The 14,067-nt window shown below is 69.0% G+C and carries 11 protein-coding genes and 3 pseudogenes; 7 read left to right on the top strand and 7 right to left on the bottom strand.

Annotation, left to right across the window (positions count from 1 at the left end; genetic code table 11):
• The first annotated feature begins 4 nt into the window (after positions 1-4).
• Both ACFV5H_RS35185 and ACFV5H_RS35180 read left to right on the top strand, forming a co-directional pair.
• Positions 5-1,090, top strand: coding sequence for a sensor histidine kinase (locus ACFV5H_RS35185; protein WP_385198811.1), 1,086 nt, complete (start codon positions 5-7; stop codon positions 1,088-1,090).
• Positions 1,084-1,725 carry a response regulator gene (locus tag ACFV5H_RS35180; protein ID WP_385198809.1) on the top strand — a complete coding sequence of 214 codons (642 nt, stop codon included), beginning with the start codon at positions 1,084-1,086 and terminating at the stop codon, positions 1,723-1,725. Before ACFV5H_RS35185 ends, ACFV5H_RS35180 begins: the two co-directional genes overlap by 7 nt.
• A gap of 409 nt (positions 1,726-2,134) precedes the next feature.
• On the opposite strand, the gene ACFV5H_RS35175 is transcribed toward ACFV5H_RS35180, so the two are convergent.
• Positions 2,135-2,812: a TetR/AcrR family transcriptional regulator gene (locus ACFV5H_RS35175; protein WP_385198808.1), complete on the bottom strand. Its 678-nt coding sequence runs from the start codon at positions 2,810-2,812 to the stop codon at positions 2,135-2,137.
• Between the two features lie 78 nt (positions 2,813-2,890).
• On the opposite strand from ACFV5H_RS35175, the gene ACFV5H_RS35170 reads away from it, so the two are divergent.
• The gene (locus tag ACFV5H_RS35170) at positions 2,891-3,319 is read left to right on the top strand and encodes a nuclear transport factor 2 family protein (RefSeq protein WP_385198806.1); all 429 of its coding nucleotides are present in this window, start codon (positions 2,891-2,893) and stop codon (positions 3,317-3,319) included.
• 415 nt (positions 3,320-3,734) lie between these two features.
• On the opposite strand, the gene ACFV5H_RS35165 is transcribed toward ACFV5H_RS35170, so the two are convergent.
• Positions 3,735-4,778, bottom strand: coding sequence for a saccharopine dehydrogenase family protein (locus ACFV5H_RS35165; RefSeq protein ID WP_385198804.1), 1,044 nt, complete (start codon positions 4,776-4,778; stop codon positions 3,735-3,737).
• Positions 4,779-4,905: 127 nt separating this feature from the next.
• Between ACFV5H_RS35165 and ACFV5H_RS35160 the strand changes: the two genes are divergently transcribed.
• Together ACFV5H_RS35160 and ACFV5H_RS35155 are read left to right on the top strand one after the other, a co-directional pair.
• Complete coding sequence (locus ACFV5H_RS35160) at positions 4,906-5,841, top strand: helix-turn-helix domain-containing protein (RefSeq protein WP_385198802.1); 936 nt, start codon at positions 4,906-4,908, stop codon at positions 5,839-5,841.
• A 196-nt stretch (positions 5,842-6,037) separates the two neighbouring features.
• A pseudogene (locus ACFV5H_RS35155) lies at positions 6,038-7,483 on the top strand (NF041680 family putative transposase).
• Between the two features lie 369 nt (positions 7,484-7,852).
• On the opposite strand, the gene ACFV5H_RS35150 reads toward ACFV5H_RS35155, so the two are convergent.
• The 4 genes and pseudogenes from ACFV5H_RS35150 to ACFV5H_RS35135 form a co-directional block, all read right to left on the bottom strand.
• On the bottom strand, positions 7,853-8,614 hold the full coding sequence (locus ACFV5H_RS35150) for an isocitrate lyase/phosphoenolpyruvate mutase family protein (RefSeq protein ID WP_385198801.1): 762 nt from the start codon (positions 8,612-8,614) through the stop codon (positions 7,853-7,855).
• A gap of 281 nt (positions 8,615-8,895) precedes the next feature.
• A pseudogene (locus ACFV5H_RS35145) lies at positions 8,896-9,028 on the bottom strand (IS5/IS1182 family transposase); the annotation flags it as partial.
• Between the two features lie 76 nt (positions 9,029-9,104).
• Positions 9,105-10,181 (bottom strand): alpha/beta hydrolase family protein, encoded by a 1,077-nt coding sequence (locus ACFV5H_RS35140; protein WP_385198799.1) that lies wholly within the window; start codon positions 10,179-10,181, stop codon positions 9,105-9,107.
• A gap of 31 nt (positions 10,182-10,212) precedes the next feature.
• Positions 10,213-11,421: an RNA-guided endonuclease InsQ/TnpB family protein gene (locus ACFV5H_RS35135; RefSeq protein ID WP_385198849.1), complete on the bottom strand. Its 1,209-nt coding sequence runs from the start codon at positions 11,419-11,421 to the stop codon at positions 10,213-10,215.
• Positions 11,422-11,701: 280 nt separating this feature from the next.
• On the opposite strand from ACFV5H_RS35135, the gene ACFV5H_RS35130 reads away from it, so the two are divergent.
• Positions 11,702-12,337, top strand: a complete 636-nt coding sequence (locus ACFV5H_RS35130) for a GNAT family N-acetyltransferase (RefSeq protein WP_385198798.1) — start codon at positions 11,702-11,704, stop codon at positions 12,335-12,337.
• 35 nt (positions 12,338-12,372) lie between these two features.
• Positions 12,373-13,218, top strand: coding sequence for a PaaX family transcriptional regulator C-terminal domain-containing protein (locus tag ACFV5H_RS35125; RefSeq protein ID WP_385198847.1), 846 nt, complete (start codon positions 12,373-12,375; stop codon positions 13,216-13,218).
• Between the two features lie 281 nt (positions 13,219-13,499).
• On the opposite strand, the pseudogene ACFV5H_RS35120 reads toward ACFV5H_RS35125, so the two are convergent.
• A pseudogene (locus ACFV5H_RS35120) lies at positions 13,500-13,868 on the bottom strand (transposase); the annotation flags it as partial.
• Positions 13,869-14,067 lie beyond the last annotated feature (199 nt).

Here is a 14,067-nt window from a genome sequence, read left to right as displayed (position 1 = left end):
CCCGATGCCACGTCCCGTGCCTTGGATATCCGCACTCCTGTACGGGGTGGTGCTTGCCGGGGGTCTTTACCACGCCGCGATCGGTCCGGGCCTCGGCGCGCGCACGGCTGCGTTCACGGTGCTGCTGTGCATACTGGCGGCTCTCGACGGGCGGGTGTGGCGGATCCCGGCGGGCGCCGTGTTCGCCCTCAGGGCCGCTCTGTTCTGTGCAGTAGCGGCTTTCGACGCCTCCGGGCTCTCGCGCGTGCTGTTCGTGCTGATCCCGTTTCTGGGGTTCTTCGCGTTCGGGCCGACGGCCGGGATCGCGCTGGGTGCGGGCTGTGTCATCCTGCTTGCGGGGGCGTTCACCCTGTGGGTGCCGGGCTGGGAGGTGCGCGCCGAGTACATCTCGGACCTGCTGATGTTTGGCCTGGGAGTCGCACTGGCGCTGGTGACGGCGGCGGTGGCCGTGCGGGAGCAGCAGGCCCGTGACCGGCTGGAGGGCACTCTCGCGCAGGTGGCGCTGTTGTCGGCGACCCGCGAGCGCAACCGGCTGGCCCATGAGATCCATGACAGCCTCGGGCACCATCTGACTGCGATCGGCATTCAGTTGGAGAAGGCGGAGGCCTTCGCCACGCTCGATCCGACAGGCTCCGCGCAGGCCGTGTCACACGCCCGCTGGTCCGCGAACCGGGCACTGGAGGAGGTTCGGGCCTCCGTGCGTACTCTCGGCCCCGAGGCGGAGTCCGAACCGTTCGGTCTCGCCCGGACGCTGGCCGACCTCGTCCATCACCTGGAGGACGGCGACCGCCGCATCTCCCTGGACGTGTCGGGCACCGAGCGGCGGTCGCTACTGGTGCTGTACCGGGCGGCGCAGGAAGGCCTCACCAACGCTTGTCGGCATTCCGGAGCAACCGAGATCGGTGTGACGGTCCACTACGACGACCAGAAGGCGCGCCTGTGCGTCACGGACAACGGCAGCGGACTAGATGGGGCCGGGGAGGGTTTCGGCCTGACCGGGTTGCGTGAGCGGGTCCGGCTGGCTGGCGGAACGGTGGACCTGTGCAGTTCGAACCGGGGTACCACCCTCAGGGTGGAGGTGCCGTGGTGAACGGGCCCGTGCCGGAGGTGCCGGTCATACGCGTGCTCGTGGTCGATGACCAGGACCTTGTCCGCGAGGGCATCGCCGCATTGCTCGGAATTCAGCCCGGCATCGAGGTGACGGGCAGCGCGCGGGACGGTGCCGAGGCTGTGGAGAAAGCCGAGCGGTGCCATCCCGACGTGGTGCTGATGGACATCCGCATGCCCGGCATGGACGGGGTGGCAGCCACGGCGCTGCTCCGCCGCAGGCTGCCCGAGTGCCGGATCGTGATGCTGACGACCTTCAACGACGACGAATACGTAGGCCGGGCGCTGAAGGCGGGAGCAGTCGGTTATCTGCTGAAAAATTTGCCGGCGGCAGAACTAGCCCGGGCGGTCCGCCTGGTACACGCGGGTGTCGCCCAGTTCGACCAGGGCGTCATCGCGGCGCTGGCCGCGGCTGCCCCGACGCCCGACCTGCTGACGCCCCGGGAGACGGAGGTGCTCCGGCTCATCTCCGCGGGCGCGACGAACAAGGAGATCGCCGCCCGGCTCTACCTGAGCGAGGGCACCGTCAAGAACCATATCTCCCGCGTATTGAGCCGGCTGGGCCTGCGCGACCGGACCCAGGCTGCGTTGTATGCCCGCGAGAACGGGCTGATCTGACCCGCCGATTACGAAAATCACGCAGAAATCCACGACTCAGAACACTGCGACCTGTCCGAACGATGACCTGCGGAGACAGATGACCAGGGCTGCGACGGTCGCTGCGCAGGCAGGAGCGGGCCCCGCCGCTTCCACTCGGTGTCTGCCCGGACTGCTTTGCTTCATGTCCACACCAACGGTGCCGACCGGCAGCCATCCAGGCGGCAGAACACGGGCTACTCCCAATTGATCATGACAGTTCAGGAAGGGAGAGAAGGCCGGTGATGGCCGCCGCAGTCCACTCCTCGACATCCCCTCGTCCGGCGATAATGCCAAACGCGAGGAACTGTGGAAGGCCTCGACTTCCCCTGCGAGGGCGACATTCTCGTCGTCCTGTCCCTGGACCGACTCGGCAGCGCCGACTCCGCCTTCACGAACGAGGTGACCACCGGCTGCTTGGGGGAGTGGTGATCCGTCCGAGGCACAACACCATCTGTTCGACGGTGTCGGTGGGCGGCCAGGGGAAGCCGGGCAGAGCAGCGCGGAGGGAAACCTGACCGTGCAGTGCGGTCCACAGGGCCACGGCATCGGCGAATGGGTCGGTGCTGGCCGATCTTCCGGCGTGCACGCATGCGTGGAGGTTGTCGACGAGTGTTTGGAACGCGTCGAGCCCGCTGTGGTCCGCGCCGTCGGGGTCGGACTTGGAAGGGGGCGTCTCGAATAGGACCCGGTAGCGTGCGGGCTCGCTGGTGCCGAACTCCACATACGCGGCGCATCCAGCGAGCAGCCCTTGCACGGGGTCTTCATGAGCGGTGACTGCCGCGGTGACCGTCTGGTGTAGATGTGCGATCGCCTCCTCCACGACCGCTTGGACGATGGCGTCCCGATTGGGGAAGTGGGCGTAGATCGAGGGGGCGGCTATGCCGATTTCGCGCGCTACCGAGCGCAGAGTCACCGCTTGATCTGAGCCGGTGCGCACAATCAGCGCGGTGGCCGCCTGAACGATCTCCTCACGCAGCCGTGTGCCTTCGCCGCGGCGGTTGCGGGGCCGGGTCGAAGTGCGCTGGCCCTGGCCTGGGGCGGTCGGTGGGGAGGGACCGTTCGTCATGCCATGACTTTACATCCGTTAACCGACTGACGTACTGTCCTAACAGTTGTAAGTTTACGAGCGTTGGAAGGTGTGTGCATGACCGGCGAAAGCACAAAGGCCCAAGACGAGCAGACAGCCGAGAGCCCGGCCGTAACCACGGTCGCAGAACAGATCCGAGAGGTTGAACGGACCCGACTTCGCACGCTCGTCGAGGGTGATGTCACCGCCGCGTCCGATCTGCACGCGCCGGACTTCCAACTCGTCACGCCCATCGGCATGGTGTTGTCCAAAGTCGACTACCTCACGGCCGTCGCGACCGGACACATCGACTATGTGAGCTGGGAGCCCGCCTTCATCGACGTCCGCGTGCACGGAAAATCCGCTGCCATCCGGTACAAGGCCACACTGGAGGTGGTCTTCGGTGGCAGCGCGGTCCCCCGCGCAACGTACTGGCACACCGACACCTACGAGAACGCAGATGGCCGGTGGCGAGCGGTGTGGTCCCAGGCAACCGAAATCAGGTAGAACCCAAGACACCCTGCCCTCCGCCACAGGGTCCGGCTTCCAGCAAGCCAAAGTGGCGCGAGACGAACGGCCTGGCGCATCGGCGATCTGCTGCGCCGGCCAACGCGTCGGCACGAAAACCAGCGCCAGCTGCTCCCGGGGGCCTCCGCGCGCCGTCCGAGATGGCAGGGCAAGGTCCGAAGAGATCGACCACCGTACCGAGGACGCACACGAGCCGCCTCGGTACTGGGAGTGCGGCCGGCTGCTGGCACCGGACGTAGACAAGCACACCGCGGACCTGGTCCGCTTTCGGTCGAACGCGATTGCGAGCAATAGGCATGGGAAGCGGCTGTGGCGCCGGGGCTACCCGCCGACCGGCCGGGAGGGCCTGGCGCCGGTGGGGGCACGCACCCGACGGCAGGGCGGTTGGCTTGGGTCAGGCGTTCTGCTTCTGCGGGTGCAGGTCGAGTGTGATGTGCGGGTCGAGCGCGTGCAGGAAGTCGGGGGCGTCGAAGATCTCGCCGGCGGAGACGACGCCGACGGTCTTGGTGCGGCCGGTCAGGACGCGTTCGAGGGCCTCAGTGACGAGGGGCGCGGTGACGGCGTAGATGTCCTGGCCACTGGCCGTGGCCCGGCGTTCGGCTCCGTCGGAGCGGACGACGACGTCGACGAGGAAGGTCTGATTCGAGCGCCCGCGCTCGTCGGCGGCGGTCGGGGCCGGCGTGTGAGGGGCGGCGACGTCTCGGGCCGCCTCGGCGCTCATGTAGGTAGTTACATCGGGGATGGAGAGGTGCTGGGGGACGGTGACGACGTCCGCCATCGTGAACTCCCCGATCACCGGCCGGGGTCCTATCGGTTCCGGGAAGGTCCACTCCAGGGTGGGCGCGGGGTCGGTGCGGCGCTCCCACCGTCCGCCGCTGTAGCGCAGGCGGTGGTCGCCGCGCCGCTCGCGGGAGACCGCGCCCGAGAGCCGGGTGCCGGCGGTGGGGTGCCAGTTGCTGAGCGCGTAGGCGATGTGCGCCTCGTCGGCTTCGGTCCAGTCGCCCATCGCCGCGGTGGTCAGCAGGTCACCGAGGCCGCCGAAGAAGGCCATGGCCGGGACGATCACCGCTCCCGCGTTCCGGGCCCGCTCGCGGTAGCGGGCGAAGGTGTCGAGGTTGGCCTCGAGCTCGGCGGCCACGTCCAGGTAGGGGATCTTCGCGCGGAGCGCGGCCTCGATGACGGGGCCGGTGGTTGATGCGAAGGGACCGGCGCAGTTGATGACCGCCGCCGTGCCCGCCAGGGCCCGCTCCAGCGAAGCCGGGTCCTCGACCGACGCCACCCGGGCCTCCAGCCCGTGTTCGTGGGCCATCTCCTCCAAGGCCTGTGTGTTGCGCCCGGACAGCACAGGGGCGAACCCACGCGCTGCCAGCTCCGCGACCACGAACCGCCCGGTGTGACCGTAGGCGCCGAACACCATCACCGGCTGACCTGACCCCATGAAACTCTCCCGTGTACTCGAACGCCCGCTGCGAGGTCGATCCGCTGCGGCCTGACATCCACATCCTGTTCCTCCGGCAGCGCCCCGCACGAGCGTCGGAAACGACATGTTACGTACAGTTTCAGACATGCCTGCTGTTGCACTGGCCGTCACCGACGGCATGCTCCACTACGAACTGTCCGTGGCCGTTGAGGTCTTCGGAGCCGAGCTGACCCACATCGTGGACCCCTGGTACGACTTCTCCCTCTGCGGGAGCGGTCCGGTGCACGTCGACCGCTTCCGCCTAGAACCCGACCACGGACTCGACCACCTCGCGCACGCAGACACAGTGATCGTCCCCGGCTGGGCCGACACCGATCGCGACCCGCCCGCCGAGCTGGTCGAGGCGGTACGTGCGGCCCACGCGGCCGGTGCCCGCGTGGCCTCACTGTGCACGGGCGCCTTCGTCCTGGGCGCGGCAGGACTGCTCGACGGCAGGCGCGCCACCACACACTGGGCCCACACGCGGGAACTGGCCCGGCGCCACCCGGCGGCCACCGTCGATCCGGACGTCCTCTACGTCGACAACGGCGACGTCCTCACCTCCGCGGGCAAAGCCGCCGCCATGGACCTGTGCCTGCACCTGGTCCGCCTCGACCACGGCTCGGCCAACGCCAACAAGATCGCCCGACGCCTGGTCACCCCACCCCACCGCGACGGCGGCCAGGCCCAGTTCATCGCCACCCCCCGCCCCGCCCCGGGCAACCACCCCCTAGGCGAGCTCCTCCCCTGGGCGCTGGAGCGGCTGGACCAGCCGCTGACCGTGGAGGATCTGGCCCGTCAGGCCCGCATGAGCTCACGTCATCTCGGCCGCCACTTCAAGCACCTCACCGGCACCACGCCACTGCAATGGCTCCACACCCAGCGCATTCGCCACGCACAGGAACTGCTGGAGACCACCGACGCCACCGTGGACACCATCGCCGCGGCCACCGGCATGGGCACCGCCACCACCCTGCGCCGCCACTTCCACCGCAGCGTCGGCGTCCCACCCGATACCTACCGCCGCACCTTCCGTCCGTAAAGGGGTACCAAGCCCTCCTGTGCCCGACCATCGAAAACTCCGTTTCCAAGCCCGGAAAGACAACAGCTTCTGAGCTTGGTGTTTAACCTCGGCCGTTCACCTGACCCGCTGATCTTGGTTCGTTCCCGGGACAGCAGGACGGCCGTTCTTCACGCTTCGAGGTGTCGAGCAACGTCGCGTGAAGGAACGGCCGCTGGTGAAGAGTCTCGCCGCTGAACAGTCCGCTGACGCCGCGTTGGGCGTCCTGTCCCACTTTCGTGTCCAGTTCTACGACTGCCTCTACACCCGGGCGGATGCGCTTTTCGAGCTGACCGACGCGGTGCTGTGCTCGGACGGCCCGGTGACGTCGCTGGTCGAGTTGACGCTCACGGCCGAGCACCGGCGTGGGCACGGGGCGATGTACGACGCGGTCAATCACGGCTGGCTGGAGCCCCGCCGCCTGCGCAGGCTGCTGGCCTCCACGCCGTTGCCGCGGGCCGCCGGCGGGCGGATCGTGCTCGCGGTGGATGTGAGCAACTGGCTGCGGCCCGACGCCCCCACCAGCCCGGAGCTGTTGTTCTGCCACGTCTACGGGCGGGGCCGCAGCGCAGATCAGTTCATCCCTGGCTGGCCCTACTCTTTCGTCGCCGCGCTGGAGACGGGGCGCACGTCCTGGACGGCCGTGCTGGACGCGATTCGGCTGGGGCCGGCCGACGACGCCACCGCGGTGACCGCTGCCCAACTGCGTGAGGTGGTCACCCGGCTCGTGCAGGCCGGGCAGTGGCGGCCGGGCGACCCGGACATCCTCGTCGTCATGGACACCGGCTACGACGTCACCCGCCTCGCCTACGTCCTGGCCGACCTGCCCGTCGAGCTCGTGGGCCGGCTGCGCTCGGACCGGGTCATGCTCCGGGACGCCGGCCCGCGCCGCTCGACTCCGCGTGGCGGGCAGCCCCGCAAGCACGGCGGCGTCCTCACCTTCTCCAAGCCGGAGTCCTGGCACACCCCCGCCCAGGCCACGACGTGCGACACCACCCGCTACGGCAGAGCCGAAGCCCTCGTTTGGGACCGGATGCACCCCCGATTGCAGGCCCGTGGCCCCTGGCTCGACCACGGCGGTGAACTCCATTTGTTCCACGGCATGTTGATCCGGCTGAAGGTCGAGCACCTGCCCGGCGACCGCGACCCCAAGCCGGTGTGGCTGTGGTCCTCGCGCACCGGCATGACCGGCGCAGACGTCGACCTGCGCTGGCAGGCGTTCCTCCGCAGATTCGATCTTGAGCACACCTTCCGGCTGTTCAAACAGACCCTGGGCTGGACCGTCCCCAAGGTCCGCGATCCGCACACGGCCGACCTGTGGACCTGGCTGATCATCGCCGCCCACACTTAACTCCGCCTCGCCCGGCCCCTCGCCGAAGATCTTCGTCGACCCTGGCAACGGCCCGCCCCGCCCCGTCGGCTCGCCCCCGCCCGGGTCCGCCGGGGGTTCCGCCACCTCCGCGTGAAGACCGCCCGTCCCGCCGACGTGCCCAGACCCTCCAAGCCCGGACGCCCGCCCGGCTCGAAGAACCGCAGGTCAGCCCCGCGTCACGAGCCCGGGAAGACCGTAAAACGAATCGAAACCCTCACCGAACACGTCCGGCTGAAACAGCAGCGAGGTTAATGATCAAGCTGAGATGTCTTCGAGGGCCCGGATGTGTGAGCCGCCCACGGCGCAGTCGCCCAGGGTCCAGCAGTTCGGCGCGGCGCAGCTCGGTCAGCAGGGCGGCGTGCGGGCGTAGCCGGACGCCGACCTCGGTCCGGTCCGCAACCGGCGCCAGGCCGTCACCCGGAGCGGCACGCACTCCGGACACCCTGCCGACCAAGATCACTGAGCACAGGACCCGCAGCTCAACTCATTCTGAAACGATGAGTGAGGTTGCCCCGGGCAGTGCGCCCGTATTCCGCAGGGCGCGTCACCTCCGCCGCAAGGTGAAGGCGACCGCGCAAGGTGAAGGCAGCCGGCGGTCGGCCCCATAGCCCGGTCAACTCCTCAGGGCGTCCACGGCTTGAGCATGTCCTTCATCGTGTCCGTCATGGCGAGTTGCAGCAGTGGGCCGTAGGTGATCCGGCCCACGCCGAGACGGCGGAAGCGGTCGAGATCGTGCCTGACGGGATGGGCCGTGGAGTTCACGGGAACGGTGACGGCGCCGGTCACCGCCGTGAGCAGGTCGTCGTCGTCCTGGATGCCCACCGGGTAGACACTGTCGGCGCCGGCCTCTTCCAAGGCCCGCAGCCGCTCGATCGTCTCATCGAGGACGCCGGAGGCAGCCTGCGCGTGCACGAAGAGGTCGGTGCGCCCGTTCACCCAGACCGGGACCCCCGCGTCGTCGGCCGCCGTGCGCAGACCGGCGACGTAGCTCGCGTGCTCCTGCGTGCTGCGCACGCGGCCGCCGTCCGAGTGGACGGTGTCCTCGACATTGAGGCCGACGCCGCCGACCTCGATGAGCCCGGCGACGAGATCTGCGGGCTTCTGCCCGTACCCGGCCTCCAGGTCCACGGACACGGGGACGTCGACCGCCGCGATGATCGGCCTGACGGCGGCGAGCACCTCTTCGAAGGTCTGCCCCTCGTGATCGTCGGCCCCCCGGGAGTCGGCGAGGGGATGGCTGCCGATCGTCAGCGCGGGGAATCCGGCGGCGACTGCCGTGCGCGCGGACCAGACGTCCCAGACGGTCGGCAGGACGAGCGGCTTGTACTGGGCGTGCAACTGCTTGAGGCGTTGAGCGCGCTCAACGGTGGTGTGAAGGACCATGCCGGGAACGCTACCCCGGGATTGCCGCGGACAATGCGCTGACAGGTGTTGCCCGGTGACGGGAGGACGAATTCCTGGTTGCCCACCGGGCCGGGGTGCTCGACCGGCTGTCGGAATGGGGCAGTGATGCGCTCCGTGGACCGGCCCTTCGCCCGGATTCCGCCCTGCCCTGTTCGCACCAGGCCCGGCTCCACCGCTCCACCGGTCGCCCGCTCACTCGCAGGGCGACAGCGATCTCCCGGTTCTCCCCTCGAGCGTTACGTCCTGCGGCCGGATCCGTGCCGGAGACGCCGGCGGATCGCCCAGGACGAAGTGGGCCCTGTCCGCCAGTACGGCATCGGGTCGAGTTCGTGGCCTGTCCAGGCCGGTGCACGGGACTCGGACGCGAGCCACGACCGCCTCGAGAGCATGCGCCCAACTGTCGGCGTTCACTTCGAAGTACACCGTGCGGTGCACGTAAACGTGCTCCATGGTCAGGCTTGTGAGAGTGTCATGAAGGGGCGTGACTGCCTCGGCTGAGTTCCTTGAGGAACTGTCTTTGATCGTCGAGGAATCCGTGCGCGAAGAGCGAGCGGGGGGAGAAGATCGCGGTGAGCGTGGTCTTGAGGTCCGACTGCTCGATGGACTGCTTGAGCAGTGAATGGGTCGCGTCCGGGTAGTGCTTGACCGTCAGTGCACCGCCTGGTTCCAGCACCTTGTGGTACGTGCGCTCCGTGTCGGCGGTGTCCACGTTGATGTCATGGCCCGCGAGGGTCAGCAGCACCGGTACGCCGCGCAGGGCGCGGAGGTCTTGTGTGGCGTCCGCGGTGTGGTTCTTGGAGACGAAGCCCCAGCGGTCGGCGGTCATGCCGTCCGCGTCGCCGCCCATCGCCCTGACGTACTCCTCGAAGGTCGCGTGGTGTTCCAGCAGTTGGCGGGTGGTGTCGCTCTTGGCGACCTCCGCTTTGGTGCGGGCCGCTGATGCGCCGTCGGCGCGCAGTTCGGCGAGGAGGTTGTAGCGGCCCTGCTGGAGCCAGTTGATCGCGGGCGAGACGGCGATGACGAAGCTCACGGACGTCTTGGCGGCGATCTTCGACAGGACCCAGCCCGCCTGGCTGGCGCCCCAGAGTCCGATCCGGTCGCCGTCGATGTCCGGGCGGGCGCGGGCCCAGGCGATGGCGGTGGCCGCCTCGCCGGCCCGGTCGTTTATGGACTGGTCGAGCCAGTTTCCGGGCGCGCCCGCGACGCCGGGCTTGTCCCAGGACAGGGAGGCGTACCCGGCTTTGGCGTTCGCCTCCCACATGGGCTTGTAACCGTCGTCGTGGGTGGCGTCGACGGGGCCGTCGCCGTGGACGTACACGACCAGGCCGTGGTGCTTGCGGCCGTCCTTGGGGACGGCCAGTACGCCGTTGAGGGTGTGGCCGCCGTGGCGGATCGTGACCCGCTGCTCGTCCATGTCGTAGGAGTTCTGCCACAGCACCACACCGACGAGGCCGACGGCCACGAGCAGGACCGTGACGAGCGACCACACGGCGATGCGGAGCCCGCGCCGTCGGGACTGGGTCTTCGGACACGTGACTTCACCCACCGCTAAAGCGGCGGGCTTCCTGCGTCGGTGGCTAAGCACCGTCGCAGAGGACCAGCCCGGCCCTGCTGAGCACATTGAGCGCGCCGACGTGGTCCGCGTTCGCGAGGAAACCGCACGCGGTGCACTCGAACTTTGCTCGGGTGACGCGGTTCTCCTTCGCGACGTGCCCGCAGGTGGGGCAGGTGCGGGAGGTGTTGCGGGCGTCCACCGGGATTGCGCGGCGAGCGGCACTCTCAGCCTTCTGCGCCAGGATTCCCAGGAACAACCCCCAACCCGCGTCGAGGATGCTGCGGTTGAGTCCGGCCTTCGCGGCGGCTCCGTTCGGCAGGAAACCGCCGGGAGTCCCGGGGTCGGGCCTGGCGGCCGGGCTCCTGGTCATCCCGGCGGTGTTCAGCTTCTCGTGCGCGATCACGTCGTGATCGCGGATCAGCTCGTTCGCCCGTTTGTGGTGGTGGTCGAGCCGCTGCCTGCGGATCTTCGCGTGGATCGTGGCGACCTTCCGGGCCGCAGCCCGGTGCTTCTTCGTGCGGCGTTTCGTGCCCCTGGGGAACGTCGCGAGGTGCTGCTGGGCGGCGGCCAGCTCCTTCGCCATCGCCTCCAGAAAGCGCGGACTGGCGACGTGCTCACCGTCGGACGTGGTGAAAAAGTGCCTCACGCCCATGTCGATGCCGACGATGCTTCCCGTCGCGGGCAGCGGCTCGGCCGGCACCTCGTCACAGGCCAGGATCACATACCAGCGGCGGCCCTCCCGCTTCACGCTGATCGTCTTGACCCGGCCGCGCACGGGCCGGTGCTGGTGCACCCGCACGTGGCCGACGCATTGCAGGCGCACCCGGGTCTGCCCATCGTGCGGGGTGGAGTCCCAGCGGCAGCCGTCGCCGTCCTTCGGGAACACCACGGTGTCGAAGCGACCGACGCTCCTGAACCTGGGGTAGCCCGGCGTCTGCCCGGTCTTGAGGCGGCGGAAGAACGCGGCGAACACCCTGTCCAGACGGCGCAGCGTGGCCTGCTGGGAGGAGAACGACCAGCGGCCCTGACGCTCCGGGTCGAACGCCCGGATCTCCTTCAGCTGCGCGGACTGCTCCCCGTACCTGACCGAGGTCTTGGAGCTGTGCCGGTAGGCGTCGCGGCGCTCCTGCAAGGCTCCGTTGTACAGCGAACAGTGATCCCTCAACATCTCGGCGAGCGCCTGCTCCTGGCGGACCGTGGGCCGCAGAAGGAACTTGTAGGCACGCATCACCCCCCACCACCCCCTCCGCGCCATCACAGCCAGTACGACCAGTACGACCAACCTAGCGGGCCCCACCGACAACAGCGCAGATCCGTACAGAAAGCCGAGGTCAGAGCAGTGAGAGAAGCCATTCCCCACCCCGCTGAAGCGGGGCGTCCCCTGGCTAGGTCCTGATGGGAGGGCCGTCTCTGTTCGGGTTTGCAGCGGATACCGAAACTATCATCATGGGGACGGCCGTTGAGAGTCTGATAGTTTTAAGTCTCGGTTTCAGGGCGAAAGGAGGCACGGCATGGGACCGGACACGACAGGCCCCGGCGCCGGGCCGGTGACGGTGCAGCGGGGTGTTCCGGCTGGAGCCGAGCGGCGGGTGGCCGAGCTGTACTGGGACGCCTTCGGCCGCAAACTCGGTCCCGCCCTGAACCCTGCGGACAAGGCGGTGCCTTTTATCGCCGCCCACCTGAACACCGATCGGGCGGTCTGCGCACTCCTCGACGGGCAGCTTGTCGGTCTCGCCGGCTACCATCACGGCGGGCGGGCCCTCACCGGAGGATCGGCCTGCGCCGTGCTGCGCGCTTACGGTCACCTGCGAGGACTGCACCGGCTCCTGCTCCTTGCCCTGTTCGAACGTCACCCGGCCCCTGGACAGCTCGTCATGGACGGCATCGCGGTGGACCCGCACATGCGCGGCCGCGGCGTCGGAAGCCTGCTCATCGAGGAAGTGGCCGCCGTCGCGGCGGAGCAGGACTGCCGGGAGATCAGACTGGACGTGATCGACACCAACCCGCGCGCCCGGGCCCTGTACGAGCGGCGCGGCTTCACGGCCGTACGGACCGAGCACACGCCCTACCTGCGCGCGCTGCTCGGATTCGGCGCGGTGACCACCATGCACCGCCCGGTCGGAACAGGAGGGGTAAGAGAACTGTGAGCGCCGACACCGACCACGTCGAGGTCCCCACCCGCATGCTCGTCCACGCGCTGATCCGCGAGGACGGCACCGTCGGCGCGGACGAGCTGTACACCGTCGCCAACGCCCTGGGCATGAGCGACCAGCAGGTCCGGCTGTGCGTCAAACGCCTTGTGACCGAAGGCCGCTTGACCCGCGAAGGCCGAGGCCGCAGGGCGGAACTGCACGCGACCACGGACACCATGCGTGCTCTCGCCCCCAACGCGGACTTCCTGCGGCACGCATTCCAACAGGACGCCGGACTCGTGCCCTGGGACGGTGTCTGGCACCTGGCCGCCTTCGCGGTGCCTGAATCGGCGCGCACCTCCCGGGACGCCCTGCGCGAGACACTCGTTCACCTCGGCGGCGCCCCGCTCCAGGGCGGACTGTATGTCTGCGCCAACACATGGGAACCGTACGTCGAAGAAGCAGCCCACCGCCTCGGCGCCCACGACGCGCTCACCCTCCTCACCACGACAGACCTGCGCAGGGGCGACACCCGAGAGCCTGCCGAACTCGCCCGCCGTCTGTGGCCCCTGCAGGAGATCGCCGACCGCTACCACCGCCTCAGCCGCATCACCCAGCCCCGCCTCGCCCGGCTCACCGGCCCTGCCGAACTCTCCCGGGCCGAACTGCTCACCATCGCTGTCGAGCTGGCCGCCGAACTCACCCGCGCCATGGAGCCCGACCCGCTGCTGCCGCCTCAGCTCCTGCCCCACCCCTGGCCCGGCGCCCAGGCCCGGAAGCTCATCGCCCGGTGCTGGGCAGCCCTGAAAGAACGCGGCCATGGCGAGACCCGCCCGGTCCTCTTCCGCCTCTACGCCGACATCACCCGAGAAACAGCCGACCGGGCCACGCACTGAAGACGCAACAGACGGCGCAGGTCGTGCCGGTTGAATGAAGTCACCGCGAGGCACCCGCCCTTGCGGACAGACGGGCATCAGGCCGAGGTCGTGTACTTCGAACGGACGCGGGCAGGGGTCCCTTCGAGTGGGGGACTCCTGCCCGGCGCGCGGGCGGTGTTTCAGTTCTGGCAGCCGCAGCCCGATGCCGTCTTGGCCTCGGTGACGGTTTCGGCCGGGGTGCAGCAGGCGTCGGCCGTCTGGCCTGTGCCTGTGGGGGAGGCCGCGGCGGTGGGCGGCTTGGTGGCGTGGACGGTGGCGGAGGTTTTGATGCTCTGGCTGTCGATCAGGTAGGCGCTGGGCTCGCTAGTGCGGCCTTCGGCTTGGCGGACTTTGCCGCGTAACAGGCCGGTGAGCTGGTCGAAGATGCCGTCGGCTTCCCAACGGGCGAAGTAGCCGTAGACGGTCTGGTGGGGTGGGAAGTCGTGGGGTAGGTAGCGCCAGGGGATGCCGGTGCGGTCGACGTAGAGGATGGCGTTCATCAGGGCGCGCAGGTCGTGGGTGGGCTTGCGGATGCCGTTGCGGGCCTGGCGCCAGGCTTCGAGGGTGGGGCGGATGAGTTCCCAGCGGGCGTCGGGCAGGTCGCTGGGGTAGGGCCGTGAGGGCTGCATGATGTCTGCGTACGCGGCGGCAGCTGGCCTGAGCAGGGCGTGTGCGGGGGTACGGGGTGCACTGGGGCTGCGTTTGCAACTCGGTGTGAACCGGTAGGTTTCTAAGAGGGCGTTTGAAGTGGGCAACTTGCCGTTTACGTCCTAGTATGTTCCTCGCCAGGTGGGTGTCGTCTCGTCCGTTATGCGCCTGGTGAGGTTG

Source organism: Streptomyces sp. NPDC059787, assembly GCF_042732315.1.
In the GTDB taxonomy this organism is placed as follows: domain Bacteria; phylum Actinomycetota; class Actinomycetes; order Streptomycetales; family Streptomycetaceae; genus Streptomyces; species Streptomyces atrovirens.
This window is presented reverse-complemented; position numbering and strand designations above follow the sequence as displayed.

What these genes read in the sequence shown, in the direction of transcription:
- ACFV5H_RS35185 (WP_385198811.1), top strand. Translation starts at nt 5, where the DNA reads ATGCCACGTCCCGTGCCTTGGATATCCGCACTCCTGTACGGGGTGGTG.
- ACFV5H_RS35175 (WP_385198808.1), bottom strand. Translation starts at nt 2,812, where the DNA reads ATGACGAACGGTCCCTCCCCACCGACCGCCCCAGGCCAGGGCCAGCGC.
- ACFV5H_RS35170 (WP_385198806.1), top strand. Translation starts at nt 2,891, where the DNA reads ATGACCGGCGAAAGCACAAAGGCCCAAGACGAGCAGACAGCCGAGAGC.
- ACFV5H_RS35165 (WP_385198804.1), bottom strand. Translation starts at nt 4,778, where the DNA reads ATGGGGTCAGGTCAGCCGGTGATGGTGTTCGGCGCCTACGGTCACACC.
- ACFV5H_RS35160 (WP_385198802.1), top strand. Translation starts at nt 4,906, where the DNA reads ATGCCTGCTGTTGCACTGGCCGTCACCGACGGCATGCTCCACTACGAA.
- ACFV5H_RS35150 (WP_385198801.1), bottom strand. Translation starts at nt 8,614, where the DNA reads ATGGTCCTTCACACCACCGTTGAGCGCGCTCAACGCCTCAAGCAGTTG.
- ACFV5H_RS35130 (WP_385198798.1), top strand. Translation starts at nt 11,702, where the DNA reads ATGGGACCGGACACGACAGGCCCCGGCGCCGGGCCGGTGACGGTGCAG.
- ACFV5H_RS35125 (WP_385198847.1), top strand. Translation starts at nt 12,373, where the DNA reads ATGCTCGTCCACGCGCTGATCCGCGAGGACGGCACCGTCGGCGCGGAC.